This is a genomic window from Actinomarinicola tropica (assembly GCF_009650215.1).
GTDB classification, from domain to species: Bacteria; Actinomycetota; Acidimicrobiia; order Acidimicrobiales; family SKKL01; genus Actinomarinicola; species Actinomarinicola tropica.
Genome location: NZ_CP045851.1, coordinates 1,419,363 through 1,443,716, shown reverse-complemented (window position 1 = coordinate 1,443,716; position 24,354 = coordinate 1,419,363). Strand labels below are relative to the sequence as shown.

Below are 24,354 nucleotides of genomic sequence, written 5' to 3'. Positions count from 1 at the left end.
CGGCTCAGGCCTCCATCACGACGGGCACGATCATCGGTCGGCGGCGCGTCCGCTGGTTGACGAACCGGCCGGCGGCACGACGGATCACCCGCTGGAGCGTCTCGACGTCCGGCGCCTCCTCGGCCAGCGCCTCCTCGATCGCCTGACGCACGACCTCGGTGGCCTCGCCGAGCAGCTCCTCGGCCTCGGGGGCGTGCACCCACCCGCGCGTGATGACCTCGGGGCCGGTGATGACGACCCCGTTGACGACGTCGACCGCGGCGATCACCACGACGACGCCCTCCTCGGCCAGGACCTTGCGGTCCCGCAGCACGCCGTGGCCGATGTCGCCGACGATGCCGTCGACGTAGAGGTAGCCGGCGGGGACGCTCTCGGTGCGCTCGATGCCGTCGTCGGTGAGCAGCACGGAGTCGCCGTCCTCGCAGACGAGGATGCGGTCCTCCGGCGTCCCCATCGACGCCGCGATCCGTGCGTGCTGGCGCAGGTGCCGGTACTCGCCGTGGACGGGGATGAACCAGTCGGGACGGGTGATCGAGTGGAGCGTCTTCAGCTCGTCGGCCTTGGCGTGGCCGGTGGCGTGCACGTCGGCGATGCCGGAGTGCACGACCTCGGCGCCGAGCCGCACGAGACCGTCGATGACCTTCGAGACGTTCATCTCGTTGCCCGGGATCGGGTGGGAGCTGAGGATGACGGTGTCGTCCGGTCCGAGCTTCAGCCAGCGGCTCTCCCCCGAGGCCATCAGCGCGAGCGCCGACATCGGCTCGCCCTGGCTACCGGTGGAGATGATGCACACCTTGCCCGGCTCGAGGTCACCGACGTCCTCGATGTCGCGGATGGCGTGGTCGGGGATCTTCAGCAGTCCGAGGTCCCGCGCCAACCGCACGTTCTTCTTCATCGACAGGCCGATGGTGACGACCGTGCGGCCGAACGCCATCGCCGCATCGGCGATCTGCTGCACCCGGTGCACGTGGCTGGCGAAGCTGGCGGTGATGATCCGGCGCCCCTCGTGGGCGTGGAAGAGGTCGTAGAGGACGGCGCCGACCGAGCTCTCGGACCGGGAGTGACCGGCCTCCTCGGCGTTGGTGGAGTCGGCGAGGAGCAGCCGGACGCCGTCCTCCTTCGCGATCTGACCCATCCGGGCGAGGTCGGTGAGGCGCCCGTCGACCGGGGTGAGGTCGAGCTTGAAGTCCCCCGAGTGCAGGATCGTGCCCTGCGGCGTGTGGAACGCGGTGGCGAAGCCGTGCGGCACCGAGTGGGTGACGGGGATGAACTCGACGTCGAACGGCCCGATCATGCGGCGCTCGCCGTCGCGCACCGGGATGAGCTCGGTGCGCCCGAGCAACCCGGCCTCCTCGATGCGGTTGCGGGCGATCCCGAGCGCGAGCTCGGAGCCGTAGATCGGGAACGAGATGTCCCGCAGCAGGAAGGACAGCCCACCGACGTGGTCCTCGTGGCCGTGGGTGGTGATGCAGCCCTCGACACGGTCGGCGTTGTCGCGCAGGTACGTGAAGTCCGGGAGGACGAGGTCGACCCCGAGCATGTCGAGGTCCGGGAACATCAGGCCGCAGTCGAGCAGCATGATGCGGCCGTCGACCTCGATGCAGGCGCAGTTGCGGCCGATCTCGCCGAGACCGCCGAGGAACGTGATGCGGACCGGATCAGCCACGGAGCGCCTCGAGCACCTCGCGGGCCCGCGCGCCCGTCCCGTCGGGCGCCGGTCCGAGCGGCAGGCGGCACTCCCCCACCTCGACGCCGAGCACGTTCATCATCGCCTTGGCCGACTGCGAGAACACGCACGTCTCCGAGTTGGCGTAGCGGAACGACGGCTGGAGCCGGGCGTTCACCGTCCGGGCGTGGGCCAGGTCGCCCTTCTCGACGGCGGCGACCATCTCGGCGAGCTCCGGGGCCGCCCAGTGCGAGGACACCCCGATGACGCCGACGGCGCCGACGGCGAGGAGGGGCAGCGTGAGCGCGTCGTCGCCGCTGTAGAGCTCGAGGTCGGGCACCGCCGCGAGCAGACGGGCGGCACCGGCGGGATCACCGGTGGCGTCCTTGAAGGCCACGCAGTTCGGGACCTCGGTGAAGAGCCGCACCAGCACGTCGTGGTCGAATCGGCGCCCGGTGCGACCCGGCACGTCGTAGATCACGATCGGCAGGTCGGTGGCGGCGGCGATGGCCCGGAAGTGGGCCTCGATCCCGGCCTGGGGCGGCCGGTTGTAGTACGGCCCGACCGACAGCACGGCGTCGACGCCGATGTCGGTGACCGTCTCGGTCATCGCGATGGCGTGACGGGTGTCGTTGCTGCCGGCACCGGCGACGACGACGGCGTCGGGCACCGCGGCGCGCACCGCCTGGATGAGCAGGAGGTGCTCCTCCTTGCTGAGCGTGGGCGCCTCGCCGGTGGTGCCGGCGACGACCACGCCGTCGTTGCCGTTGTCGACCAGCCACCGGGCGAGCGCCGCGGCGCCGTCGAGGTCGAGCGCCCCGTCGGGGCCGAAGGGGGTCACCATGGCGGTGAGGACGCGGCCGAATCGAGGCATGTGGGTGCTTCCTAGAGGTGGCTGGCTTCGGCGGTGCGGTCGATGCCGAGGGTGGCCAGGAGGTCTTCGTGGAGCTCGAACCAGACCGTGTGGTACGAGTCGATGAGCGGTTGGGTGAACCAGCCGCCGTCCCCGTCGCGGACCTTGTCGAGCGCGGCCGCGAGCCGGCGCTCGTAGCGACCGAAGCGGGCGAGGCGGGTCGACAGCTCGACGCACACCGGACGGGCCCGACGGTGCAGCGAGCCGAGCCGGGCGATGACGGACTCGTCGTACTCGACGTCGTCGTGGTCGTTCAGGGCGTCGCCGCGCACCTGCCAGTCGGTGCAGAGGGACCGCAGCTCCTGGTTGATGCCGAGGAAGCGCCGGTAGGCGGCCTCGACGTGGGACCGGGCGCCGAGGAGCTCGAGCTCGAGGTGGAGGAGGCGCTCGTTCTCCGAGCGGCCGTCCCGGGTGAGCGCCCAACCGAGCGACCCGGACCCGGGCAGGTGGACGAAGCCACGCCCGTGGAGCTCGCCGAGGGTGAGCTCGATCGACACCGGCTCGGCGCCGCTCGTGGCCGCCAGGGTGGAGACGTCGGCGAACCCCTTCAGGCGCAGGCCGTGGAGCACCAGGAGCGGCAGCGGGGACGGGTGGGACATCGGAGGCACACTACCAGCGCCCCTCCGGCGCACCCATGCTGCATGTCCGCCGGCGGCACCGGGCGATCAGTCGTCGACCGGCACCTTGGCGCTGCGGCGACGCACACGTGGGGCACCGTCCGCCGCCGCCTCCGCTGCCCGGTCCCGGGCGACCTTGCGGAGGATGAGCGGGTAGCCGACGGCTGCGATCGCGGCGAAGATGAACCACTGGGCGGCGTAGCCGAGGTGCGGCCCCTCGTCGGGCTCGATCGGCTCCACCGGCACAGGGACGTCGGCGGTGTCGGGGACCTGCCCCTCGAGGGTCACGTACGCGGGCAGCACCGGCACGTCGATCTGCGCGGCCAGACGGCCGATGTCGGCCCGGGCGAAGTCGACGATCCGCCCCTCCGCCGCGTCGACGGCGCCGAACGTCCCCCGTTCCTGGGTGGCGCTCAGCGTGCCGACGACCTCGACCTCCCCCGTCGGGGGCGCGGCCGTCGAGAGGTCCTCGAGGACGGCCATCGGCACCCACCCCCGATTGACGACCACCGCGGTGCCGTCGTCGAGGAGCACGGGGGTCAGGACCCAGTGCCCCGGCGCGCCGTCGAGCGTGCGGTTCCGGACGGTGACCTGCTCGTCGACCAGGTAGGTGCCGGTGGCGCTCACCCGGCGGTGGACGAGCTCGTCCACCGCGTCCTCGGGCGTGTCGGGGCCGAGCAGATCCCCGACGGGGACGGTCGGGAGCGCCGACATCTCGTCGTAGCGATCGATCGCCGTGCGCTTCTGGTCCAGGCGGTCGAGCTGCCAGATGCCGGCGCCGATGCAGACGACGACGACGGCGAGGGCCAGCAGGTGCGACAGGATCCAGCGCGGGCGCAGCGCGAAGCGGTACACGCCACGCAGGGTACGAGAGGGACGACGTCACCCCCAGTCGGGGAGCCGCACGTCACCGCTGGTCGGGTCGCTGCCGCTTGGCCTCCTTGACGACCCGAGCGACGCGGCGGCCATGGCGCCGCTCGGCCTGCGGATCGGCGCGACGCTCGGCTGCCGCCACCTCGCGCGCCATCTCCCTCCACGCGTCGAGCCGGGCCGGGGCCAGCTCTCCGCCCTCGACGGCGGCGAGCACCGCGCATCCCGGTTCGGTGTCGTGAGCGCAGTCGTTGAAGCGACAGGCCTCCGCCAGGTCCTCGACGTCGCCGAAGGAGCTCGACAGGACGTCGGCGTCGACCCACACGCCGACGGAGCGGATGCCCGGCGAGTCGATGACCACCGCACCGTCGCCGAGGGGGTGGAGCTCTCGCGCCGTCGTCGTGTGGCGGCCCTTGGCGTCACCCCTCCGCACCTCGCCGGTGACCGCGCGCTCCTCGCCGGCGAGCGCGTTCGTCAGGGTCGACTTGCCCGCCCCCGACTCCCCGACGAGCACGACGCTGCGTCCGGCGATCACGTCGCGGAGTCGCTCGAGCCCGGTCCCCCCACGCGCGTCGACGACGTAGACATCGATCGCGGGGAACGCCGCCTCGACCCGCTCCGCCTCGGCCGCGGCGTCCGGGACGAGGTCGGCCTTCGTCAGCACGACCACCGGAACGGCGCCGGCGTCCCACGCCAGCATCGCCGTGCGCTGGATGCGGCCGAGCTTCACGGGCCGATCGAGCCCGCACACGCAGGCGACGACGTCGACGTTGGCTGCGATGAGCTGCTCGACGTCCTTGTCCACGTCGCGCCGTCGGATGAGCGAGTGGCGCGGCAGCACGGCGCTCACGGCGCCCCCGTCGACGACCACCCAGTCCCCTACGGTCGGCGGAGCGAGCACCCCCCGCACCGGCAGCTGGACCACACCCTCGGCGGTGGCGACCATGACGGCTACCCCGTCGTGGCGCGTCACCCTGCCGGGTCGGGCGTCGTCGCTCGCGCCCGTGTCCTCGACCGCCTCGGCGAACAGCGCCGTCCAGCGGTCCGACCACCCGATGTCGACGAGGGCGCCGTACCGGTCGTCGCTCATCGATCCCCGGCGCGGCGCGGTCCTGCGCCCGTGTGGCGGGTTCCGGGTGGGTCGACGGCCCACGGCGCTTCGCCACCCCATCGATCGTCGTGGACGAGCTCGCCGAGCGGGCGGCGTCGCACCGGCCCGTGAGCCCCCTGGGGCCGCCCGAGCGGGATCGTGGCCATCAGGTCGACGTCGTCGGGGATGCCGAGGATCTCCCGCAGCTCGTCCTCGACGAACCCGTGCCACATCGTCATCACGCCGCCGTAGCCGAGGGCCCGGGCCGCGAGGAGGAGGTTCTGGCAGGCCGGGTAGATCGAGGCCCCGTCGGTGATGTGGCCACGCTTGTGCTGCTGGCACGCCAGGACGACGACGGGTGTCGCCTCGAAGTGGTCGACGAAGTGCTGCATGGCGCGCGCGGTGCGGGCCTTCGGCGAGTCGTCCCGGACGCCGGTGCCCTCGTCGTAGCCGTCGCCCGTGCGCTTGGACGACCACCCGCGGCGAAACGCCTCGCCGAGCACGGCCTTGGCCCTGGTGGCCGCCGGGCCGTCGCGCAGCACGACGAAGCGGAAGCCCTGGCGGTTCGAGCCGGAGGGGCCGCGCGTCGCAGCGAAGAGGATGCGCGCCAGGTCGCCCTCGGGGATCGGGTCGTCCGTGTAGCGACGGATGGCCCGGGTCGTGGCGATCGCGTCGAGCACCGCCTCGGCGTCGGGAAGGGCCTCGGCCATGGCCCGAGGATACGGGCGGTCAGGCGGTCGGCAGGGCGTAGCCCTCGAACTTGCTGCGCAGGTCCTTCTTCGAGAACTTGCCGACCGAGGTCTTCGGCACCGCGTCGATGAACTGCACGTCGTCAGGGAGCCACCACTTGGCGACCCGCGGCTCGAGAAACGCCAGCAGCTCGTCCTTGTCGAGCGACTCGCCCTCGCGCACGACGACGCACGCCAGCGGACGCTCCTGCCACTTGGGGTGCGGGATGCCGATGACGGCGGCCTCGGCCACCTTCGGGTGCGCCATGATCTCGTTCTCGAGCTCGACCGAGCTGATCCACTCGCCGCCGGACTTGATGACGTCCTTCGTGCGGTCGACCAGCCGGATGTAGCCGTGCTCGTCGACGGTGGCGACGTCACCGGTCTTCAGCCAGCCGTCGGGCGTGAACGACTCGGGTGACCGCTCGTCGTCGTAGTACTCGCGGATGACCCACGGACCGCGGACCTGCAGCTCACCCGAGGACTCGCCGTCCCACGGCCGCTCCTCCAGTGTGTCCGGGTCGACGACGCGCATCTCGACGCCGAACGACACGATGCCGACGGTCGAGCGGATGTCGGCCTTCTCCTCCTCGGAGAGGTCGCCGAGCTCGGACTTGATCGTGCACACCGACGCGACCGGGCTGGTCTCGGTCATGCCCCACGCCTGGAGGATCGGCATGCCGATCTTCTGGCGGAAGCCCTCCGAGAGCGCCTTCGGCACGGCGGACCCGCCGCAGGGGATGGCCCGGAGCGACGAGACGTCACGCCCGTCGAGGGCGTCGAGCACCCCCATCCAGATCGTGGGCACGCCGGCGGCGACGGTGACGCGCTCCGACTCGATGAGGTCGACGAGCGCTCCCGGCGAGAGGTCGGGGCCGGGCATGACGAGCGTGGCGCCGGTGGCCACCGCGACGTGGGCCAGGCCCCAGGCGTTGGCGTGGAACATCGGGACGACGGGCAGCACGACGTCGGACTCGCGGATGCCGACGCCGTCGGCGGCCATCACTCCGAACGTGTGCAGGAAGATCGAGCGGTGCGAGTACACCGCACCCTTCGGGTTGCCGGTGGTGCCGCTCGTGTAGCACATCGACGCCGCCTGGTCCTCGTCGTCGACGTGCCACTGGACGGGCTCGGCGGCGGCCAGCAGCTCCTCGTAGTCGTGGACCTCGATCTCGGCCGGGACCTCGGGGACCTCTCCCCCGGTGTCGTTCATGACCACCAGGTGCTTGACGGTGGTGAACGTCGGCAGCAACGGCCCGAGCAGCCCCATGAGGGAGAGGTCGACGAAGATCACCTCGTCCTCGGCGTGGTTCACCACGTAGGTGAGCTGCTCGGGGAACAGCCGGATGTTGAGCGTGTGCAGGACGCGACCCGAGCATGGGACCGCGAACCACAGCTCGAGGTGGCGCTGGGTGTTCCACGCGAAGGTGCCCACCCGCCCGTCGGCGCTGATGCCGAGCTGGTCGAGGACGCCGCCGAGGCGGCGGGAGCGGTCGGCCCACTCGCCGTAGGTGATCCGCTGCCGGCCGGTCGGCGTCGCCGTGACGACCTCCTTGTTGCGGAAGTACTTCTCGGCACGCTCGAACATGTGCGGCAGCGTGAGCTGGGTCTGCTGCATCAAGCCCTGCATGGGTCCCCCTGTCGGTCGGCCGCCGTGTCGTCGGTCACAACGGAGCGTAGGCGGCGGCCGAGCCGCCTGCCGCACGCCCGGACGACGGCGCGCCTGCCAGAATCGGCCGTCGTGGTCGAACCCGTCCCCGCCCGGCGCGCGCCGGGCCGGCGCACCCTCGTGCTCATCGCCACGCCGCTCGTGCTGCTCACGATCGCGGCGAACGTGGGCGACGCACTCGCGCCCTCACTCGTCGACTCCCACCCGCTGCTGCTCATCGCCCTCAACGCCCGGAACCGCAACCTGGCGCTGACGACCAACCTGCTCGACCCCACCTCGTACTACGTCGTCGGGTTCGTGCGGCTGGTGCTGAGCGACCCGCTCTTCTACCTGCTCGGGTGGTTCTACGGCGACGCCGCGGTCAAGTGGGTCGAGCGCAACACGAGGACCCTCGGCGACACGCTCCGGTGGGTCGAGAAGCACTTCACCCGCTGGGGCGTGCCGCTCGTCTTCTTCCTCCCGAACAACTGGATCTGCCTGTTCGCCGGCGCCGCGGGGATGCGGCCGGCGATCTTCATCGCCGCCAACGTGACCGGCACGGTGCTGCGGCTCTACCTCATCCGCGTGCTCGGCAACGTGTTCGAGGGACCGATCGACTGGGTGCTCGAGCAGATCGCCGCCTACCGGCTGCCCCTCCTGGCCCTGAGCATCGGTGCGGTGGCGTTCACCGTGCTCAGCGAGCGCAAGACCGGCCGAGGTGAGCTGGCGGGACTGACGACCATGCCCGAGGACCTCGAGGGCGAGGAACCGGGCACGTCGACGAGCGAGCCCTACGAGCCGGACCGCGACGGGTCGCCGGACTGAGGTGCGCCGTCGGGGCCGCAGATCGCGGATCCTCCGAGAGCGACGCAGACGGCCGACAGCTGCTCCGGCCGGAGCCGGAACCAGGCCCACTTGCCGCGCTGCTCGCGCTCGACGATCCCCGCCTTCGTGAGCTGGGACAGGTGGTGGGAGACGGTGGGCTGGGCTCGGTCGAGCAGCTCGGGGAGATCACAGGCGCACAGCTCACCGTTCGGCGCGGCGGCGAGCAACGAGACGAGGCGGATCCGGACGGGGTCGGCGAGCGCCTTCAGCAACCCGGACAGCTCGGCCGCCTGGTCCTCGTCGAGGACCGCGTCGGTGACGGGCGGGCAGCACAGGGCGACGTCCATGAGGGACATATTGACACCTGTCGAAGCGTGTGGCTAACGTATCGACAGTCATCGAAGCGATAACCACCAAGGAGCCCACACCGATGCGACTGCAGCTCGCCCTCAACGTGTCCGACCTCGACGAGGCCATCGACTTCTACAGCCGGATGTTCGGCACCGAGCCGGCCAAGGTGCGCGACGGCTACGCCAACTTCGCCATCGAGCAGCCTCCGCTCAAGCTCGTGCTGTTCGCCGGCGCCGGCACCCCCGGCTCGATCAACCACCTCGGCGTCGAGACCGAGACGGCCACCGAGGTCGTCGAGGCCGAGCAGCGCCTCAGCACATCGGGCCTCGAGACGACCGGCGTCGACGACACGATGTGCTGCTACGCCGAGAAGACCGAGACCTGGGTCGAGGGTCCCGACGGCGCTCGCTGGGAGTGGTACGTGAAGAAGGCCGACAGCGAGCAGTTCGGCAACGTGGTCGTCGCCGGCGCCGGCACCAACAGCTGCGCCTGCAGCTGAGCGGACGGCTCGACGCCGCCCGAGGGCTCAGATCCCGAGGATGGCGTCGAGCCCGACCGTCAGGCCGGGGTGGTCGGCGATCCGCTTCGTGGCCAGCAGCACGCCGGGCATGAACGAGCTGCGGTCGTAGGAGTCGTGGCGGATCGACAGGCTCTGCCCCGTCGTGCCGAGCAGCACCTCCTGGTGGGCGACCATCCCCCGCAACCGGACCGAGTGGACGTTGATCCCTCCCGAGCGGGCACCCCGGGCCCCCGGGACCACCTCGTTCTGGGTGGGGTCGGCCCCCCACTGGTCCGACGCCGCCGCCATGCGCGACACCGTCGACATCGCCGTCCCCGACGGGGCGTCGATCTTCTGGTCGTGGTGGAGCTCGATGATCTCGGCTGTCTCGAAGAAGGGGGCCGCGATCTCGGCGAACCGCATCATCAGCACCGCCCCGATGGCGAAGTTCGGGACGATCACGCAGTTGCTGCGCGTGAACCGCCCACGGAACCCCTCGCAGTCCTCGTCGCTGAACCCGCTCGTCCCCACCACCGCATGGATCCCGTTGTCGGCGCAGAAGCCGACGTTCTCGCGGGCCGCCTCGATGCGCGTGAAGTCGATGGCCACCTGGGCACCCGTGCGGACGAGCTCGTCCGGTCCCGAGCCGAGCACCAGGTCGACGCCGTCGAGGTGGGCCACCGACCGCAGGTCGAGGCCTGCGTGGTGCGGATCGACGGCGGCGACGAGCTCCAGCTCGGGGTCGCCGAGGACGGCATCGCAGACCGTCGCACCCATCCGACCGCCTGCACCGAACACCCCGACCCGGATCCGTTCCGACATGTCCGGAGTGTAGGTCGGCGGCTTCTGATCACGGATCGGCGCGCGGCTCCACCGATCGGTGATCAGGACCTCGGGAGGAGGGGCTCGAACCGCGACTCGTCGAACGGTCCGACCGCCGCCAACGTGCGCGGCGCACCGAGGACCCGCATCGCCACGCGGTGGACGTCCTCGAGGCTGACGGCGTCGATGCGGGCCAGGTGCTCATCGACCGACGTGACGAAGCCACGGACGGTCTCGCTCGACCCGAGCCGCCCCATCCGGCTGCCCGAGTCCTCCAGGCCGAGCACCATCGAGCCGGCCAGGTACCCCTTGGCGACCTCCAGCTCGCGCCCGGTGATGCCGTCGGCGACGAGTCCGTCGATCACGCCGTCGATCACCCGCAGCGCCTCGGTGGAGCGGCCGAGCGCCGTCCCCACGTACACGACCACGGCGCCCGCGTCGGCGAACATCGAGGTGCCCGAGCCCACCGAGTAGGCGAGGCCACGCTCCTCCCGCACCTCCTGGAAGAGGCGGCTGGCCATCCCACCACCGAGCACCTGGTTCAGCACCGCGAGGGCGTAGCGGTCGGGATCGTCGAACGGCACACCACGCCACCCGAGCGCCACGTGGGCCTGCTCGGTGTCGCGACGACGCACCACCAGTGGCGCCGGCGGTGCCTCGGGCGCCCAGCGCGGTGGTCGCTCACCGCCCACCCGATCGTCGAAGCACGCCTCCACCCCGGCGACGACCTGGTCGTGGTCGAGGGACCCCGCCGCGGCGACCACCAGGTTGACCGGGTGGTAGTGGTCGGCGAAGAACCCGGCGATCTCGTCCCGGGTCATCGACTCGATGGTCTCTCGGGTGCCGACGGTCTCGAGCCCGAGCGGATGGTCGGGGAACAGCGCCTCGTACAGCAGCGTGTGGACCATCTCGTCGGGGTCGTCCTCGTCCATGAGGAGCTCCTCGAGGATGACCAGGCGCTCGGCCTCGACCTCGTTGGGACGGAACGCCGGCTGCGTGACGACGTCGGACAGCACGTCGAGGCCCAGCTCGAGCTCACCGGCGGGGAGGCGGGCGTAGTACGCCGTGTGCTCCTTGGCGGTGAAGGCGTTCATCTCGCCGCCGACCGCGTCGATCGCCTCGGCGATGTCGCGGGCCGTGCGGCGCGCCGTCCCCTTGAACAGCAGGTGCTCGAGGAAGTGCGACGCGCCGGACAGCTCGGCCGGCTCGTCCCGGCTCCCGATCGAGAGCCAGAAGCCGGCCGTCACCGAGCGCGCCTCCGGCATCCGCTCGGTGACGACGCGGATGCCGGAGGACAGGACCGACCGCTGGATCTCGTCGCCGGCCGGAGCCGACGGATCGGGGCGGGAGGGGGTCAGCGACGACCCCCGCGGCCACGACCACGGCCACGGCCGCCGCGGGACGACCCACCGCCACTGCCGCTGCCGCTGCCACCGCCGCTGGTCGCCGGGCCGAGGTCGCCGAGCTCGGAGGTCAGCTCCGACTCGAACTCGTCCTCGAAGGAGACGAACTCGCGGTCGCCGTCGTCGTCGCCGCTGCCCGCGTCGTCGTCGGAGGCGGCGCGGCTGCTGCCGCCCTCCTTCGGCGCCGGGGCGTCGCCGGCGAGCGAGAGCGAGACCTTGCCCTGCGGGTCGACGTCGTCGACCTTGACCTCGATCGTGTCGCCGAGGTCGACGACGTCCTCGACCTTGTCGATGCGCTTGCCCTGACCCATCTTCGAGATGTGGAGCAGGCCGTCGCGGCCCGGGAGGATGTTCACGAACGCACCGAACTTGGTGATGTTCACGACCCGGCCGGTGTAGGTGGCACCCACCTCGGCCGTCGGCGGGTTGAGGATGAGCTTGATCTGGCGCTCGGCCTCGGCGACGACGCCCATGTCCGACGAGGAGATCGACACGGTGCCGACCATGCCGTCGTCGTCGACGTTGATGTCGGCGCCGGTCTCCTGCTGGATGGCGTTGATGACCTTGCCCTTGGGCCCGATGACCTCGCCGATCTTGTCGATCGGGATCTCGAAGCTGATGATCTTCGGGGCGGTGGGGCCGACCTCGTCGCGCGGCTCGGCGATGGCCTCGGACATCTTGTCGAGGATGTGCATCCGGGCGTCCTTGGCCTGGGACAGCGCGGCGGCGAGGACGTCGGCGGGGATGCCGTCGATCTTGGTGTCGAGCTGCAGGGCGGTGACGAACTCGGCGGTGCCGGCGACCTTGAAGTCCATGTCGCCGAAGGCGTCCTCGGCACCGAGGATGTCGGTGAGGGTCGTGTACTTGCCGTCCTCGTAGATGAGGCCCATGGCGATGCCGGCGACCGCGGCCTTGATCGGCACGCCGCCGTCCATCAGCGACATCGACGACGAGCAGACCGACGCCATCGAGGTCGAGCCGTTGGAGGACAGCACCTCGGACACGAGGCGCAGCGCGTAGGGGAACTCCTCCTCGGAGGGCACCACCGGCAGCAGGGCGCGCTCGGCGAGCAGGCCGTGGCCGACCTCGCGGCGCTTGGTGCCACCCACGCGACCGGTCTCGCCGTTGGAGAACGGCGGCATCGTGTAGTGGTGCATGTACCGCTTCTTGACGGTGGGGTTGAGCGAGTCCTTGTAGGTGATGTCCATCGCCATGCGGGGCATGCCGAGGGTGAGGACGTTGAGCACCTGGGTCTCGCCCCGCTGGAACAGCGCCGAGCCGTGCGCGGTGGGCAGGAGCCCGACCTGGCAGGAGATGGCGCGGATGTCGGCGGGGCCACGGCCGTCGATGCGCACGCCCTCGTTGACGACGCGCTCGCGGATGACGGTCTTGGTGAGCGACTTGATCGCTGCGGACACCTCGCGCTCGCGACCCTCGAGCTCCTCGGCCAGGGCGGCCTTGATCTCGTCGCGGATGGCGTCGTTGGCGGCGTTGCGCTCGGTCTTGTCGACGATCGTGTTGGCCTGGGCCAGCTTGTCGCGGCCGAGCTCGGCCACCCGGGCGTAGACGTCGTCGGTGTAGTCGACACCGGGGGTGTACGGGATCGGCTCGCGAACGCCGGCGGCAGCGACGAACTCGCGCTGGAGGGCGATCGACTCGCGGATCCAGGTCTTCGCGGCCTCGAGGCCCTCGGCGATGACCTCCTCGGTGACCTTCGGGGCGCCCTGCTCGTAGAACTTCCAGGCGTCCTCGGTGCCACCGGCCTCGACCATCATCACCGCGATGTCGGAGGCGTCGGCGGTCTCGCGGCCGGCGACGACGATCTCGAAGGTCGACTCGTCACCCTCCTCGTAGGTGGGGTGCGGGACCCAGGTGCCCTCGGTGGAGTACGCCAGGCGCACGGCGCCGATCGGGCCCTCGAAGGGGATGCCCGAGATCATCAGTGCCGCGCTGGCGGCGTTGATGGCGAGGACGTCGTGGGGGTTCTCCATGTCGACGCCGAGGACGGTGCCGATGATCTGGGTCTCGTTGCGGTAGCCCTCGGCGAAGGAGGGGCGCAGCGGGCGGTCGATGAGGCGGCAGGTGAGGATCGCCTCGTCGGAGGGGCGGCCCTCCTTGCGGAACACCGAGCCGGGGATGATGCCGGCGGCGTAGCGCTTCTCCTCGATGTCGACCGTGAGCGGGAAGAAGTCGATGCCCTCGCGCGGCGCCTTCTCGGCGTTGGCGGTGACCAGGATCTTCGTGCCGCCGAGGGTGGCGACGACCGCACCCTGGCTCTGCGGGGCGAGGAGCCCCGTCTCGAAGGTGATGCTCTTGTCGGTCCCGCTGACGGGACCACTGACGCTGATGGGATCAGCCATGGTGTCTCCTCTCGGGGGAACGCTCCCCCGGTCGGGGCGGTGTGGCCAGTTCCCAGATGAGAACCTCCCCGGCGCACCCGGGAGGCCCACAACTGGCAGCTGACCCCTACCGCCCTGTGTGGGCGCCGACCCACGGCGGGGTCGGCGGGGTCGTCCGGCGCACCACGTCGGTGGGCCGGATGTGCCTCGGGCGACCCCGGAGGGTCGCCCGAGGCGAGAATCTCTAGCGGCGGAGGCCGAGCTTGGCGATGATCGTCCGGTAGCGCTCGACGTCGTTCTTCTTGACGTAGTCGAGGAGGCGACGGCGACGTCCGACGAGCATCAGCAGCCCGCGCCGGCTGTGGTGGTCCTTCTTGTGGACCTTCAAGTGCTCGGTGAGGTGGTTGATGCGGTCCGTGAGGAGCGCGATCTGCACCTCGGGCGACCCGGTGTCGGTGTCGTGGAGGCGGTGCTCCTCGATGGTGCCCGACTTCGGCGGGAGCTGGGTGGCATCGGCCATGTGTGGTGGTGTCCTCTGTGGGGTGGGATCCGGGGCCCGGCTTCGGGGACCGCGAGGCGAGAACCGAAGCGGACGCGCGCGAGCGGGTGCTCGACGAGCCCCGACAGCGTACCAGCGCGGCGGGGCTGTCGCTCCCCGGTGTACGTTGCGACGCGAACCCCACCCCTCGGGAGGCACGAGTGGCCGTCCGGATCGCCTGCTTCGGGTCGATGAACCACGATCTCACGCTCTGGGTGCCGCACCCGCCGGCGCCGGACGAGACCGTGCGGGCCCACCGCGTCGCGGAGTTCATCGGCGGCAAGGGCGCCAACCAGGCCATCGCCGCGCGGCGTCTCGGCGCCGAGGTGGCGATGATCGGCCGGGTGGGCACCGACTCGTCCGGCGCGGAGATCGTCGAGCAGCTCCGGGCCGAGGGCATCGACACCACCCACGTGGTGCCGACCACCGGCCCCACCGGCCGCGCCGTCCCGATCGTCAGCGACGACGGCGAGGTGTCGATCATCATCGTCGCCGGGGCCAACGGCGCGGTGGGGCCGTCCGATGCCGAGGACGCCGCCGAAGTGATCGCCGCCGCCGACGTCCTCCTCCTCCAGGGGGAGGTCGCCGCCCCCGCGTCCGGTCGGGCGGCCGCCATCGCCGCCGACGCCGGCACGCTCGTCGTGTTCAACGCCGCGCCGGTCCCCGATCGCTCCGACCTCGTGCTCCAGCACGACCCGATCGTCGTCGTGAACTCCCACGAGGCGCTCGAGCTGCGCCTCGACTCCTCCGACCGGGTCATCGTCACGCTCGGCTCGGCGGGCGTGCAGGTCGGCGAGGTGCGCGTCGGCGCGTTCTCCGCGGACACCATCGACCCGACCGGCGCCGGCGACAGCTTCGTCGGCGCCTTCGCCCTGGCGCTCGCCGAGGGCGCCGACGCCGTCGAGGCCGCTCGGGTCGGCGCCGCGGCCGGGGCCCACACGGTCAGCGTCGCCGGCGCCTCGACGTCGATGCCGACCCGCGCCCAGGTCGACGCCATCCTCGACACCGGCCACTGAGCGCACGGTGGGCCACACTGGCCCCATGCTGAGCGAACCTCGCTGGACCCACGTCGCGCTGCCGAGCTCCGACCTCGACGCCTCGGTCGACTGGTACACGACGTTCACCCCGCTCGAGGTCGTCGCCCGCCACGCCGACGACGACGGCCAGAACGCCTGGCTCTCCCATCCGGGCGCCACGGACCGGCCGTTCGTGCTCGTCCTCGTCATGTTCAACGCCGAGCGGGGCCGGCCCCAGCCGCAGCTCGCGCCGTTCGCGCACCTCGGCATCGAGGTCCCGACCCGCGAGGACGTCGACGAGGTCGCCCGCCGCGGCGCCGAGGCGGGCTGCCTCCACTGGGAGGCCCGCCAGCTGCCGGCGCCGGTCGGCTACGTGTGCGCCCTGACCGACCCCGACGGCAACGTGATCGAGTTCTCCCACGACCAGGGCGTGTACGCCGCCGTGGCCGAGCGGTGGGGATCGCCGAGCTGACGATCGCCGGTCACTCCGGGTCGTAGGTCCAGTCCGGGCGCTTCCGCCAGAAGGTCTCGTCGTAGGTCGCGACGCCGTCCGCGAGGTCGACGATCTTCGGCATCGGCACGAGACCCTCGGACGGGTGGGGGCAGCCGCCGTGGGCGGCGTGGGCGTCGAACTCCTCGGGGAACGCCCGGAGCACGCTCTCGACGACCTGCTGCTCCTCCACCGCGAGGAAGCAGCGGTTGCCGTCGGTGACCTTCTGGAGCCACCTGGCGATCCCGGCGAGATCGCTCTCGTCGCCGCCGCCGGTCTCGAGCCGCTGGAGGTGGAGGGTGATGGCGCTCGATCCGAGCTTGCACGGCGGGCACTGCCCGCACGACTCCACCGACAAGAAGCGCGAGAAGCGGTAGGCCGCGTCGACCATGCAGGCCCGGTCGTCGTAGACGATGAACCCCGCCGAGCCCATCCCGCTGCCGATCGCGGCGAAGCCCTCGTAGGACACGGGCACGTCGAGGTGCGCGGCGGTCACGACGCGGTTCGCCACGCCGGAGAACACGGCCTTGACCGAGCGGCCCGCGCTCATCCCGCTGCCCACCGCGTCGATGACCGCGGACAGCGGCGTGCCGAGCTCGACCTCGCCGACGTCCGGCGCGACGACGTCGCCCACGACCGTCGTCACGATCGTGCCCGGGGAGTCGGGCGTGCCCATGGAGCGGAACCAGTCGACGCCACGGGCGAGGATGTGGGGGACGTTCGACAACGTCTCCACGTTGTTGACCAGCGTGGGGTTCGGCTCTCCGTCGGTCCCGCCGGGCTGGGGCGTGGCCTCCCATCCGAGCTGGGGAGAGGTGGCGAAGAGCCCGTGCTCGTAGGGCGGGAACCAGCGCGGGAGCGGCGGCTTGCCCTCGATGACCTCGAGCATCGCCTTCTCCTCCCCGAACAGGTACTCGTCGGGCCCGGCGACCACCGTGACGGTGCAGTCGGTGCACAGGCCCGCCTCCTGCATCTCCTGGATCGCACGGGTGACCGCCTCCCTCTCCCGGACGAAGCTGGCCTTCAGGCCGACGTAGACCTCCTCGGCACCGATCGCGTGGGCGGCGACGATCGCGCCCTCGACGAACTGGTACGGGTTGGCACGCAGCAGCGCGCGGTCCTTGAACGTCCCGGGCTCGCCCTCCGCGCCGTTGCAGACCAGGTACGCCCGCCCGCCCGGACGACCGGCGATCCCCGCCCACTTCCGCCCGGTGGGGAACCCCCCACCGCCCCGCCCGCGCAGCCCGGAGCGGGTGATCTCCTCGATCGTCGCCTCGGGACCCAGCTCCCGGGCCCGCTCGATGCCTCGGCCCCCGACCTCGGTGGCCAGGTAGGCGTCGATCGAGGTGATCGGCTCGTGCGGCAGCAGGAAGGTCATGGCGCTCCTCGGGACGTGTCGGTCGTGCGGTCCAGGGTGGCACGGCGGGTTCGCCCGCGACGGCGCCCGTGTGGACACACTGGTGCCCCGTACCCGTGACGCTCGGAGGTCACCCTGATGTTCACCGGCCTGGTCGAGGAGCTCGGGCGCTTCGTCGAGCGCGACGGCCACCGGTTCCGCTTCTCGGCGCGGACCGTGCTCGACGGCATCGCCATCGGCGATTCGATCGCCACGAACGGCTGCTGCCTCACCGTCGTCGAGCACGGCAACGACTGGTGGGCCACCGACGTCACCGACGAGACGCTGTCCCGCACCTCGCTCGGCGAGCTGTCGCCCGGCGACCCCGTGAACTTCGAGCGCCCCACCCGGGTCGGCGACCGGCTCGGCGGCCACATCGTGCAGGGCCACGTCGACGGCGTCGGCCGGATCCTCGCCCGGCCGCCCGACCTGCGGGTCGAGGTGCCGTCCACGGTGATCCGCTACTGCGTGGAGAAGGGATCGATCACGATCGACGGCGTCAGCCTCACGATCGTGGCCGTGCTCGACGACGCGGTCACCGCGGCGATCATCCCCCACACCGCCGAGGTGACGACGCTCGGCCACAAGCCGGTGGGCGCCGCCGTGAACCTCGAGGTGGACGTCATCGCCAAGTACGTCGAGCGGCTGCTGCCCGGCGGTCCCGCGGGCGCGTGAGGGACAACGGGGCCCTGCCCGTCGCGGAGGGCATCCACCTCTCCGGCGTGTCGAAGGGGTTCGGGCGGCGCGGGCAGCGCGTCGAGGCGCTGCGTGGCATCGACCTCGAGGTCGCCGAGGGCGAGCTCGTCAGCCTCATCGGCCCCTCCGGCTGCGGGAAGACGACGTTGCTGCGCGTCATCGGCGGCCTGCTCGAGGCCGACGCCGGCGTGGTGCGCGTGGGCACCCTGCCGCCCGACGAGGCCCGTCGGCGCAAGCACTTCGGCTTCGTGCCCCAGGTGCCGGCGCTCCTCCCCTGGCGGGACGTGCTCGGCAACGTCGAGCTGCTCGGGGAGGTCAACCGGCGCCACGGCACGGCCCCCCGCCTCGACGCCCGCACGCTCCTCGCCCAGGTCGGTCTCACGGGGTTCGAGCACGCCCACCCCCGCGAGCTCTCGGGCGGCATGCAGCAGCGGGTGGCGCTGGCCCGGGCGATGGCCCTCTGCGCACCGGTCCTCTTGATGGACGAGCCCCTCGCGGCCCTCGACGAGATCACCCGGGCCGACATGCGCCACCTGGTGCTCGACGTCTGGGAGCGGAGCGGCGCGACCTGCGTGTTCGTCACCCACTCCATCGAGGAGGCGGTCCTGCTCTCGGATCGCGTCGTCGTGATGGCGCCCCGCCCGGGCCACATCACCGCGATTGAGCCGATCGACCTCCCGCGCCCCCGTCCCCGGGGCGTCGAGGACGAGCCCCGCTTCCACGAGCACGTGCGCCGCATCCGCCAGGCCCTGGGGGCTGGGAAGCGATGAGCGTGACGATGGAGCCCTACGTCCCGCCCGATCCACCGGGTCGGCACCGGCGTGCGCTGGCCGCGGTCGTCCCGCCGGCGCTCGCCTTCGCCGTCCTGTTCGGCAGCTGGGAGCTGTTCGTGCGGCTGCGCGACATCAGCCCCCTCGTCCTCCCGGCGCCGACGGCGATCTGGGGCGCCCTGTCGGAGGAGCCGTCCTACTGGTGGGACCAGGCCCTCGTCACCGGTACCGAGGCGCTTCTCGGGCTCGTGGTCGCCACCGTCGTCGCCCTCGGGATCGCCGTGCTGATGTCGCACTTCCGCGCCGTCGACCGCGCGCTCGGTCCGGTCGTCACGATGGTGCAGGTCACGCCGGTGATCGCGCTGGCCACGCCCCTCGTGATCTGGCTCGGCTTCGGGCTCGCCCCGAAGGTCGTGATGGCCGCGCTCATCACCTTCGTCCCCCTCGTCGTGAACGCCGCCACCGGGCTGCGGGCCATCGACCCCATGACCGAGGAGCTCCTGCGGTCGGTCGCCGCGAGCCGCCGCGAGGTGTTCTGGAAGCTGCGCGTCCCCCACGCGCTGCCGTACCTGTTCTCGGCCCTGCGGGTCTGCGTCGGCCTGGCGCTGATCGGCGCGCTCGTCGCCGAGTGGTTCGGCTCGACCGAGGGCCTCGGGCGCACGATGAACCAGGCCCGCAACAGCCTGGCCATCACCAAGCTGTGGGCCGCCGTCGCCGTGCTGATGGTGATGGGCATCGCCGCGACCGCGATCGTGCGCCTGGTCGAGCGCTGGGCGCTCCGCTGGCACACCGAGACCTGACGCGTCGCCGCACGCGACCCCACGGGGAGCCGAAGCACGCCGCACCGTCGTTCGCCTCCCCATGGGCCGTGGGGTGCCGAGGGCTTGGCGGGGCTCAGCGATCGCCGTGGATGCGGGCGACCATGGCGTCGAGGGCTCGCTTCCGCCGCACACGGCCGATGACGAGCAACGCGCCGGCGATGCCGACGGTGAGCACCCCGATGGTGACGAGCACGGGGGTGATCCGGGTCGGCATGCCCTCCCCCTCACCGAGCAGCAGCGTGGCCGACCCGCTGCCGAGGTTGCGACGCTCGAGCACGTAGGTGCCGGGCTCGTCGAAGTGGACGACCCACGCGGCGTAGCCGTGCTGGGTGCTGTTGAGCCGGTAGGACTGCTCCCCGGGGAACGGCTCGGGCCGCACGACGCTGCCGTCGCGGTGGAAGCCGAGGATCATCGTCTCGTACATCTCGGCCGCCGGTGGCGGGTCGCACAAGCCGTTGCAGCCGGCGCCCGCCCAGATCGTGTACGTCCCCGGCGACTCGATCTCGAGCGGGATGTCGCTGCGGGGCGGCAGCCGCACGAAGCCGTTGACCGTGCGCGTCTGGTCGTCGAGCGCCCAGTTGAACCACGCGAACCCGGCGACGAGCCCGGCCACGACGACCAGAGCCGCAGCCCGGTCCCACCGCTTGACGGCGTTCGCCTCGTACGACACGCGCTCCCCCTGACCCCCGCGTGCGATCGCCGCACGCGCCCCCCATCATGTCCCGATGCGCATCGGTGCGGTGAACCTGGGGCACCCCGTCGTCCTCGCCCCCATGGCGGGGGTCACCGACGCGCCGTTCCGCGTCCTGTGCGCCGAGGCCGGCGGCGGCCTCTTCGTCTCCGAGATGCTGACCGCTCGCGGCCTGGTGGAGGGGGCCGACAAGTCGTGGCGGATGGCGAGCCACCACCCCTCCGAGGCGACGCGCTCGGTCCAGCTCTACGGCTCCGATCCGAGGGCGATGGGCGAGGCCGCCCGCCGGTTGGCTGACGACGCCGGTGTCGATCACATCGACCTCAACTTCGGGTGCCCCGTCCCGAAGATCACCCGCAACGGCGGCGGGGCCGCCCTGCCCGTCCGCCGGCGCCTCTTCGGCCAGGTCGTCGAAGCCGCGGTCGGCGGGGCCGGCCGGATCCCGGTCACGGTGAAGATGCGGATGGGGCTCGACGACGGACGGCTCACGTTCCTCGAGGCCGCGTCGATCGCAGCCGATGCCGGCGCGGCCGCAGTGGCGCTCCACGCTCGCACGGCGGTCCAGGGCTACTCGGGCGTCGCCCGGTGGGACGCCATCGGCGAGCTGCGCGCCCGGCTCCCCGCCGACGTCCCCGTGCTCGGCAACGGCGACATCTGGGAGGCGACCGACGCCGTGCGGATGATGGCCGAGACCGGCTGCGACGGTGTGGTCATCGGTCGGGGCTGCCTCGGCCGACCGTGGCTCTTCGCCGACCTCGAGCAGGCGATGCGCGGCCACGCACCGCTCGGACCCCCGCCTTTCGGCGTGGTGGCGGCGACCGTGCGGCGCCACGTCGAGCTGGCGGTCGACTGGTACGACGACGAGACGGCGGCGGTCCGCAAGCTGCGCAAGCACCTCCGCTGGTACCTGCAGGGCTACCCGGTCGGTGCCGAGGTGCGCCGCCGCGCGGGTGCGGTGGCCACGGTGGAGGACGTGCACGCACTGGTCGACGAGGTCGACCCGGACCTGACGGTGCTGCCCGAGGCGGTGCGAGCGCCTCGCGGCCGCACCGATGCCATCACCCGGCTCACGCTCCCCCACGGCTGGTGCGAGCACCCGGACGCCATGGCCCGCGTCGAGGACGACCTCGTCGCCCACAGCGGCGGCTGAACCCCCACGACGTTCCCGACGCGGATGTGTGAAGCTCCGGTCGTGGGTGCGATCCGGCGGCTGGCTCTCCTCTCCGACGTCCACGCCAACCTGGTCGCGCTGGACGCCGTGCTGGCGGACCTGGCCACGCTGGCACCGGTCGACGAGGTGTGGGCGCTCGGCGACCTCGTCGCGATCGGCCCGGATCCGGTCGGTGTGCTCGAGCGCCTCCACGAGCTGCCGAGCTGCAGGTTCCTCGCCGGCAACTCCGAGCGCTACGTGCGCACCGGAGAGCGACCGCTGCCGGACCCCGCCACCGCGGCCGCACGCCCGCACCTGCCAGGCCTCATCGCCGGCTTCTCGTGGACCGCCGGGCGGCTGCACGAGGCGGGCTGGTTCGACTGGCTGACATCGCTGCCGGCGACGCTTCGAGCTGAGCTCGCCACAGGTGAACGGATCGTCGGCGTGCACGCCACCCCGGATCGTGACGACGGGTCCGGCATCCACGGGCGCCTGTCCGATGCGGAGATCGAGGAGCTGCTCGACCTCGCCGATGCCGACGTCCTCTGCGGCGGCCACACGCACCTGCCCCTCCACCGGCGGATCGGCCGGGGCGACGTGGTCAACCTCGGGAGCGTCTCCAACCCGTCACGACACGGCGTCGGCTGCACTGCGAGCTACGTCGTCATCGACGCCACCGGGGCGGCCGCGGACATCAGCCATCGATCGGTCGCCTACGACGTCGAGGAGGTGCTCCGGCAGCTCCACGCCCTGCGCCACCCCGCCGTCGGATTCATCGAGGACTCGTACTTCGGCCGGCACGTGCAGATGGGACGCTGATGCCCCGGGCCGACGACTCGCGCCACATCCGCCTGGAGGGGTGCCTGAACCTCCGCGACCTCGGCGGCTACCCGACACGGGACGGGGGCGAGGTCCGGACGGGATGCGTGTACCGGTCGTCTGATCTCTGCGCGCTCACCGACGGCGACGTCGAGACGGTGACCTCCCTCGGGATCGCCGTCGTGGTCGACCTGCGGGGCCACCACGAACGGCTCGCCAGGCCGAACCGCCTCCCGCACGGCGTCGAGGTCCACGAGCGCACGTCGCCGTCGACGCGCACCGACCCGGCGCGGACCCTCGAGGACCGGATCGCCTCCCGCTCGTTCCCCGACCGTGACGACGACCTCCTGACCGCCAGCTACCTCGGGCACCTCGAGGAGCACCTGACGTCGGAGCTCCGTACCATCCTCGAGCTCGCGGTCGACTCGCCTCGGCGACCTCTCGTCTTCCACTGCGCCGCGGGCAAGGACCGCACCGGCATCGCCGCCGCCGTGCTGCTCGGCGTGCTCGGCGTGGGCGACGACGACATCGTCGCCGACTACGAGCTGAGCACCTCGCACTGGGCGGTTCCTCGCCTCGCGGCGCTCGCCCGCCACCTCGACCGCCACGGGGTGACCGCCGACGAGGTCCGGCACCTGGTCGAACCCCGGACCGAGGTGCTGCGTCGGGTCATCGACCACGTCCACGGGCGGTGGGGCGGCTTCGAGAGCTACGCCGTCGAGTGCCTCGGGCTGCGGCCGAGCCTCCCCCGCCGGCTGCGGTCAGCGCTCGTCGCCCACACCGGCGGCTGAGGCCGCGGGTCAGTCGCAGGACTCGAATGACCGCACGGCGCCCCGCTCGACGACGACCTCGTGACCGCCGTCGGCCTCGTTGGTGAAGGTCGTCGTGTCGCCGTCGGTCGACGCCACCTCCCAGCCGGCGCCCGGGAAGCGGTCCTGGTTGGCGGCCACGAACTCGGCGAGCGCGTCCTCCGGAGCCAGGTCCGTGTCGGGGGCTCCGTCGTAGTGGGCCACGACGCACTCCTCCTGATCGGGCTCGAGCACCATGAACGCCAGCACGGCCACCACGGCGAACACCGCGACGGCGACGACGAGCAAGCCCACCTGCACCCGCGACCAGGTCCCCATCTGCCCATCATGGTCCCCGCGGGACAGGGCTCAGGACCTCGGTCGGAGCACCGTCTGGGTCTGGGTGACCTTGGCGACCAGCCGGCCGTCCTCGCGCCGCAGCTCGGTCTCCACGACGATCGTCGTCGAGCCGACGTGCAGCGGCCGGGCGGTGGCGGTGACCGTGCCCTCCCGCACGCCGCCGAGGAAGTTGGTCTTCGACTCGATCGTCGACGTGCCGATCGCTCCCTCGGGCAGGTTCGCGAACGCACAGGCGCCGCCGGCGGAGTCGGCGAGGGCCATGACGGCGCCGCCGTGGAGGAGGCCGCCGGTGGTGCACAGGTCCGCACGCCACGGCATCGACAGCACCGTCTCCTCCGGATCCATGCGCTCAGCGGAGATCCCGAGCACGCCTCCGAGGGGCATCATGGCGTTCAGGTTGGCGGTCATCTCGTCGGTCATGGCGGCAGTCTCCCCGATCATCGAAGGACCGTGCCGGCCGATGGGTGCCGGCGGGACCCGTGCGCGAGGATCAGCGGATGTCGCCGCGCCTCGTCGTCGCCGCCCTCTCGCTGATCTGCGCCCTGCTCGTCGCGGCGGTGCCGGCGTCGGCGACGCCGCAGCCCGGGCAGGAGGACGTCACCACCACCGTGCCGGTGAGCGACGAGGACTCACCGCTCGGGGACATCATCCCTCGACCCAACACCGGTCGAGCTCCCGACTCCCCCAACGACCCCGGCGGATGGCAGCAGTACCTCGTCTTCGCACTGCTCCTCGGCGGCATGGCGGCCATCGTCCTGCTCGTGCGGCGCGAGTCGCGACGCGCACGGGCGGCACGGGGCGGCTGACCAGCCGCTCCTCGGGGGGAGCGGTCAGGAGGCTCGGGCGGTTCGCTCCCGCTGGAGGACCGCGACCTCGCCCTCGCCGGACCAGCGATCGATCAGGACCCGGAGGTCGACGTCGACGTCGGCGACGTCCAGCACCTGGTAGAAGCCACCCGGCCGAGCGGTGGGCCTGGCGATCGTGACGTCCGCGCTGCGCTCCATGTACCAGCCATCGCCACGGAGAGCGGCGGGGATACGGCCCCGGG

28 protein-coding genes are annotated in these 24,354 nt (G+C 72.0%); 11 read left to right on the top strand and 17 right to left on the bottom strand.

The window, feature by feature from the left end:
• Positions 1–4: 4 nt before the first annotated feature.
• The 7 genes from GH723_RS07155 to GH723_RS07125 all read right to left on the bottom strand — a co-directional run bounded on the left by GH723_RS07155 (position 5) and on the right by GH723_RS07125 (position 7,514).
• Positions 5–1,666: a ribonuclease J gene (locus tag GH723_RS07155; RefSeq protein WP_153759013.1), complete on the bottom strand. Its 1,662-nt coding sequence runs from the start codon at positions 1,664–1,666 to the stop codon at positions 5–7.
• Positions 1,659–2,540 carry a 4-hydroxy-tetrahydrodipicolinate synthase gene (dapA, locus tag GH723_RS07150; protein WP_153759012.1) on the bottom strand — a complete coding sequence of 294 codons (882 nt, stop codon included), beginning with the start codon at positions 2,538–2,540 and terminating at the stop codon, positions 1,659–1,661. The genes GH723_RS07155 and dapA overlap by 8 nt, the downstream gene beginning before the upstream one ends.
• An 11-nt stretch (positions 2,541–2,551) precedes the next feature.
• Complete coding sequence (locus tag GH723_RS07145; protein WP_153759011.1) at positions 2,552–3,178, bottom strand: transcriptional regulator; 627 nt, start codon at positions 3,176–3,178, stop codon at positions 2,552–2,554.
• Positions 3,179–3,244: 66 nt separating this feature from the next.
• Entirely contained in the window at positions 3,245–4,051 is an 807-nt protein-coding gene (locus GH723_RS07140; RefSeq protein WP_195210582.1) for an SURF1 family protein, read from the bottom strand.
• Positions 4,052–4,103: 52 nt separating this feature from the next.
• On the bottom strand, positions 4,104–5,123 hold the full coding sequence (gene rsgA, locus GH723_RS07135) for a ribosome small subunit-dependent GTPase A (protein WP_407650267.1): 1,020 nt from the start codon (positions 5,121–5,123) through the stop codon (positions 4,104–4,106).
• A gap of 29 nt (positions 5,124–5,152) precedes the next feature.
• On the bottom strand, positions 5,153–5,866 hold the full coding sequence (locus tag GH723_RS07130) for a nitroreductase family protein (RefSeq protein WP_153759008.1): 714 nt from the start codon (positions 5,864–5,866) through the stop codon (positions 5,153–5,155).
• A gap of 19 nt (positions 5,867–5,885) precedes the next feature.
• Positions 5,886–7,514: a long-chain fatty acid--CoA ligase gene (locus GH723_RS07125; protein ID WP_153759007.1), complete on the bottom strand. Its 1,629-nt coding sequence runs from the start codon at positions 7,512–7,514 to the stop codon at positions 5,886–5,888.
• Positions 7,515–7,625: 111 nt separating this feature from the next.
• Here GH723_RS07125 and GH723_RS07120 point away from each other — a divergent pair, with 111 nt between their 5' ends.
• Complete coding sequence (locus GH723_RS07120; protein WP_153759006.1) at positions 7,626–8,357, top strand: DedA family protein; 732 nt, start codon at positions 7,626–7,628, stop codon at positions 8,355–8,357.
• Here the strand turns inward: GH723_RS07120 and GH723_RS07115 are convergent.
• A complete protein-coding gene (locus GH723_RS07115; RefSeq protein ID WP_153759005.1) occupies positions 8,324–8,713 on the bottom strand; it encodes an ArsR/SmtB family transcription factor in 390 nt (129 codons plus the stop codon). The two genes, GH723_RS07120 and GH723_RS07115, sit on opposite strands and share 34 nt — an antisense overlap.
• A 74-nt stretch (positions 8,714–8,787) precedes the next feature.
• On the opposite strand from GH723_RS07115, the gene GH723_RS07110 reads away from it, so the two are divergent.
• A complete protein-coding gene (locus GH723_RS07110; RefSeq protein WP_153759004.1) occupies positions 8,788–9,207 on the top strand; it encodes an ArsI/CadI family heavy metal resistance metalloenzyme in 420 nt (139 codons plus the stop codon).
• A 27-nt stretch (positions 9,208–9,234) separates the two neighbouring features.
• Here GH723_RS07110 and dapB read toward each other — a convergent pair whose 3' ends face one another.
• From dapB to rpsO, 4 genes are all read right to left on the bottom strand, one after another.
• Positions 9,235–10,029 (bottom strand): 4-hydroxy-tetrahydrodipicolinate reductase, encoded by a 795-nt coding sequence (dapB, locus tag GH723_RS07105; RefSeq protein ID WP_153759003.1) that lies wholly within the window; start codon positions 10,027–10,029, stop codon positions 9,235–9,237.
• 62 nt (positions 10,030–10,091) lie between these two features.
• Positions 10,092–11,387, bottom strand: a complete 1,296-nt coding sequence (locus GH723_RS07100; RefSeq protein ID WP_407650266.1) for a M16 family metallopeptidase — start codon at positions 11,385–11,387, stop codon at positions 10,092–10,094.
• Positions 11,384–13,792 (bottom strand): polyribonucleotide nucleotidyltransferase, encoded by a 2,409-nt coding sequence (locus GH723_RS07095; RefSeq protein WP_153759001.1) that lies wholly within the window; start codon positions 13,790–13,792, stop codon positions 11,384–11,386. Before GH723_RS07095 ends, GH723_RS07100 begins: the two co-directional genes overlap by 4 nt.
• Before the next feature lie 223 nt (positions 13,793–14,015).
• Positions 14,016–14,291, bottom strand: a complete 276-nt coding sequence (gene rpsO / locus GH723_RS07090; protein ID WP_153759000.1) for a 30S ribosomal protein S15 — start codon at positions 14,289–14,291, stop codon at positions 14,016–14,018.
• A gap of 179 nt (positions 14,292–14,470) precedes the next feature.
• Between rpsO and GH723_RS07085 the strand changes: the two genes are divergently transcribed.
• Positions 14,471–15,325, top strand: coding sequence for a ribokinase (locus GH723_RS07085; RefSeq protein WP_153758999.1), 855 nt, complete (start codon positions 14,471–14,473; stop codon positions 15,323–15,325).
• Positions 15,326–15,350: 25 nt separating this feature from the next.
• Positions 15,351–15,797, top strand: a complete 447-nt coding sequence (locus GH723_RS07080; RefSeq protein ID WP_153758998.1) for a VOC family protein — start codon at positions 15,351–15,353, stop codon at positions 15,795–15,797.
• 10 nt (positions 15,798–15,807) lie between these two features.
• Here the strand turns inward: GH723_RS07080 and GH723_RS07075 are convergent, their stop codons facing one another.
• On the bottom strand, positions 15,808–17,193 hold the full coding sequence (locus GH723_RS07075; protein ID WP_153758997.1) for an NADH-ubiquinone oxidoreductase-F iron-sulfur binding region domain-containing protein: 1,386 nt from the start codon (positions 17,191–17,193) through the stop codon (positions 15,808–15,810).
• Positions 17,194–17,310: 117 nt separating this feature from the next.
• On the opposite strand from GH723_RS07075, the gene GH723_RS07070 reads away from it, so the two are divergent.
• Genes GH723_RS07070 through GH723_RS07060 form a run of 3 tightly spaced genes read left to right on the top strand, consistent with a single transcriptional unit; the run spans position 17,311 to position 19,477 of the window.
• Positions 17,311–17,886, top strand: coding sequence for a riboflavin synthase (locus GH723_RS07070; RefSeq protein WP_153758996.1), 576 nt, complete (start codon positions 17,311–17,313; stop codon positions 17,884–17,886).
• A complete protein-coding gene (locus tag GH723_RS07065) occupies positions 17,883–18,677 on the top strand; it encodes an ABC transporter ATP-binding protein (protein ID WP_153758995.1) in 795 nt (264 codons plus the stop codon). Before GH723_RS07070 ends, GH723_RS07065 begins: the two co-directional genes overlap by 4 nt.
• Positions 18,674–19,477: an ABC transporter permease gene (locus tag GH723_RS07060; RefSeq protein ID WP_153758994.1), complete on the top strand. Its 804-nt coding sequence runs from the start codon at positions 18,674–18,676 to the stop codon at positions 19,475–19,477. Before GH723_RS07065 ends, GH723_RS07060 begins: the two co-directional genes overlap by 4 nt.
• A gap of 94 nt (positions 19,478–19,571) precedes the next feature.
• On the opposite strand, the gene GH723_RS07055 is transcribed toward GH723_RS07060, so the two are convergent.
• Entirely contained in the window at positions 19,572–20,168 is a 597-nt protein-coding gene (locus tag GH723_RS07055) for a hypothetical protein (RefSeq protein WP_153758993.1), read from the bottom strand.
• A 25-nt stretch (positions 20,169–20,193) separates the two neighbouring features.
• Here GH723_RS07055 and dusB point away from each other — a divergent pair, with 25 nt between their 5' ends.
• Genes dusB through GH723_RS07040 form a run of 3 tightly spaced genes read left to right on the top strand, consistent with a single transcriptional unit; the run spans position 20,194 to position 22,949 of the window.
• Complete coding sequence (gene dusB, locus GH723_RS07050; protein WP_407650265.1) at positions 20,194–21,339, top strand: tRNA dihydrouridine synthase DusB; 1,146 nt, start codon at positions 20,194–20,196, stop codon at positions 21,337–21,339.
• A gap of 42 nt (positions 21,340–21,381) precedes the next feature.
• Complete coding sequence (locus GH723_RS07045) at positions 21,382–22,158, top strand: metallophosphoesterase family protein (RefSeq protein WP_195210579.1); 777 nt, start codon at positions 21,382–21,384, stop codon at positions 22,156–22,158.
• Entirely contained in the window at positions 22,158–22,949 is a 792-nt protein-coding gene (locus GH723_RS07040; protein WP_153758990.1) for a tyrosine-protein phosphatase, read from the top strand. The genes GH723_RS07045 and GH723_RS07040 overlap by 1 nt, the downstream gene beginning before the upstream one ends.
• 9 nt (positions 22,950–22,958) lie before the next feature.
• Here GH723_RS07040 and GH723_RS07035 read toward each other — a convergent pair whose 3' ends face one another.
• Together GH723_RS07035 and GH723_RS07030 are read right to left on the bottom strand one after the other, a co-directional pair.
• Entirely contained in the window at positions 22,959–23,285 is a 327-nt protein-coding gene (locus tag GH723_RS07035; RefSeq protein ID WP_153758989.1) for a hypothetical protein, read from the bottom strand.
• Positions 23,286–23,315: 30 nt separating this feature from the next.
• A complete protein-coding gene (locus GH723_RS07030) occupies positions 23,316–23,726 on the bottom strand; it encodes a PaaI family thioesterase (RefSeq protein ID WP_153758988.1) in 411 nt (136 codons plus the stop codon).
• 77 nt (positions 23,727–23,803) lie between these two features.
• Between GH723_RS07030 and GH723_RS07025 the strand changes: the two genes are divergently transcribed.
• Positions 23,804–24,112, top strand: coding sequence for a hypothetical protein (locus tag GH723_RS07025; RefSeq protein WP_153758987.1), 309 nt, complete (start codon positions 23,804–23,806; stop codon positions 24,110–24,112).
• 24 nt (positions 24,113–24,136) lie between these two features.
• On the opposite strand, the gene GH723_RS07020 is transcribed toward GH723_RS07025, so the two are convergent.
• Positions 24,137–24,310: a hypothetical protein gene (locus GH723_RS07020; RefSeq protein ID WP_153758986.1), complete on the bottom strand. Its 174-nt coding sequence runs from the start codon at positions 24,308–24,310 to the stop codon at positions 24,137–24,139.
• Positions 24,311–24,354: the final 44 nt, after the last annotated feature.

Excerpts from the sequence above, each read along its gene's own strand:
- dapA (WP_153759012.1), bottom strand. The coding sequence starts at position 2,540 with ATGCCTCGATTCGGCCGCGTCCTCACCGCCATGGTGACCCCCTTCGGC.
- GH723_RS07145 (WP_153759011.1), bottom strand. The coding sequence starts at position 3,178 with ATGTCCCACCCGTCCCCGCTGCCGCTCCTGGTGCTCCACGGCCTGCGC.
- GH723_RS07130 (WP_153759008.1), bottom strand. The coding sequence starts at position 5,866 with ATGGCCGAGGCCCTTCCCGACGCCGAGGCGGTGCTCGACGCGATCGCC.
- GH723_RS07125 (WP_153759007.1), bottom strand. The coding sequence starts at position 7,514 with ATGCAGGGCTTGATGCAGCAGACCCAGCTCACGCTGCCGCACATGTTC.
- GH723_RS07115 (WP_153759005.1), bottom strand. The coding sequence starts at position 8,713 with ATGTCCCTCATGGACGTCGCCCTGTGCTGCCCGCCCGTCACCGACGCG.
- GH723_RS07110 (WP_153759004.1), top strand. The coding sequence starts at position 8,788 with ATGCGACTGCAGCTCGCCCTCAACGTGTCCGACCTCGACGAGGCCATC.
- dapB (WP_153759003.1), bottom strand. The coding sequence starts at position 10,029 with ATGTCGGAACGGATCCGGGTCGGGGTGTTCGGTGCAGGCGGTCGGATG.
- GH723_RS07095 (WP_153759001.1), bottom strand. The coding sequence starts at position 13,792 with ATGGCTGATCCCATCAGCGTCAGTGGTCCCGTCAGCGGGACCGACAAG.
- rpsO (WP_153759000.1), bottom strand. The coding sequence starts at position 14,291 with ATGGCCGATGCCACCCAGCTCCCGCCGAAGTCGGGCACCATCGAGGAG.
- GH723_RS07080 (WP_153758998.1), top strand. The coding sequence starts at position 15,351 with ATGCTGAGCGAACCTCGCTGGACCCACGTCGCGCTGCCGAGCTCCGAC.
- GH723_RS07075 (WP_153758997.1), bottom strand. The coding sequence starts at position 17,193 with ATGACCTTCCTGCTGCCGCACGAGCCGATCACCTCGATCGACGCCTAC.
- GH723_RS07070 (WP_153758996.1), top strand. The coding sequence starts at position 17,311 with ATGTTCACCGGCCTGGTCGAGGAGCTCGGGCGCTTCGTCGAGCGCGAC.
- GH723_RS07060 (WP_153758994.1), top strand. The coding sequence starts at position 18,674 with ATGAGCGTGACGATGGAGCCCTACGTCCCGCCCGATCCACCGGGTCGG.
- GH723_RS07040 (WP_153758990.1), top strand. The coding sequence starts at position 22,158 with ATGCCCCGGGCCGACGACTCGCGCCACATCCGCCTGGAGGGGTGCCTG.
- GH723_RS07035 (WP_153758989.1), bottom strand. The coding sequence starts at position 23,285 with ATGGGGACCTGGTCGCGGGTGCAGGTGGGCTTGCTCGTCGTCGCCGTC.
- GH723_RS07030 (WP_153758988.1), bottom strand. The coding sequence starts at position 23,726 with ATGACCGACGAGATGACCGCCAACCTGAACGCCATGATGCCCCTCGGA.
- GH723_RS07025 (WP_153758987.1), top strand. The coding sequence starts at position 23,804 with ATGTCGCCGCGCCTCGTCGTCGCCGCCCTCTCGCTGATCTGCGCCCTG.
- GH723_RS07020 (WP_153758986.1), bottom strand. The coding sequence starts at position 24,310 with ATGGAGCGCAGCGCGGACGTCACGATCGCCAGGCCCACCGCTCGGCCG.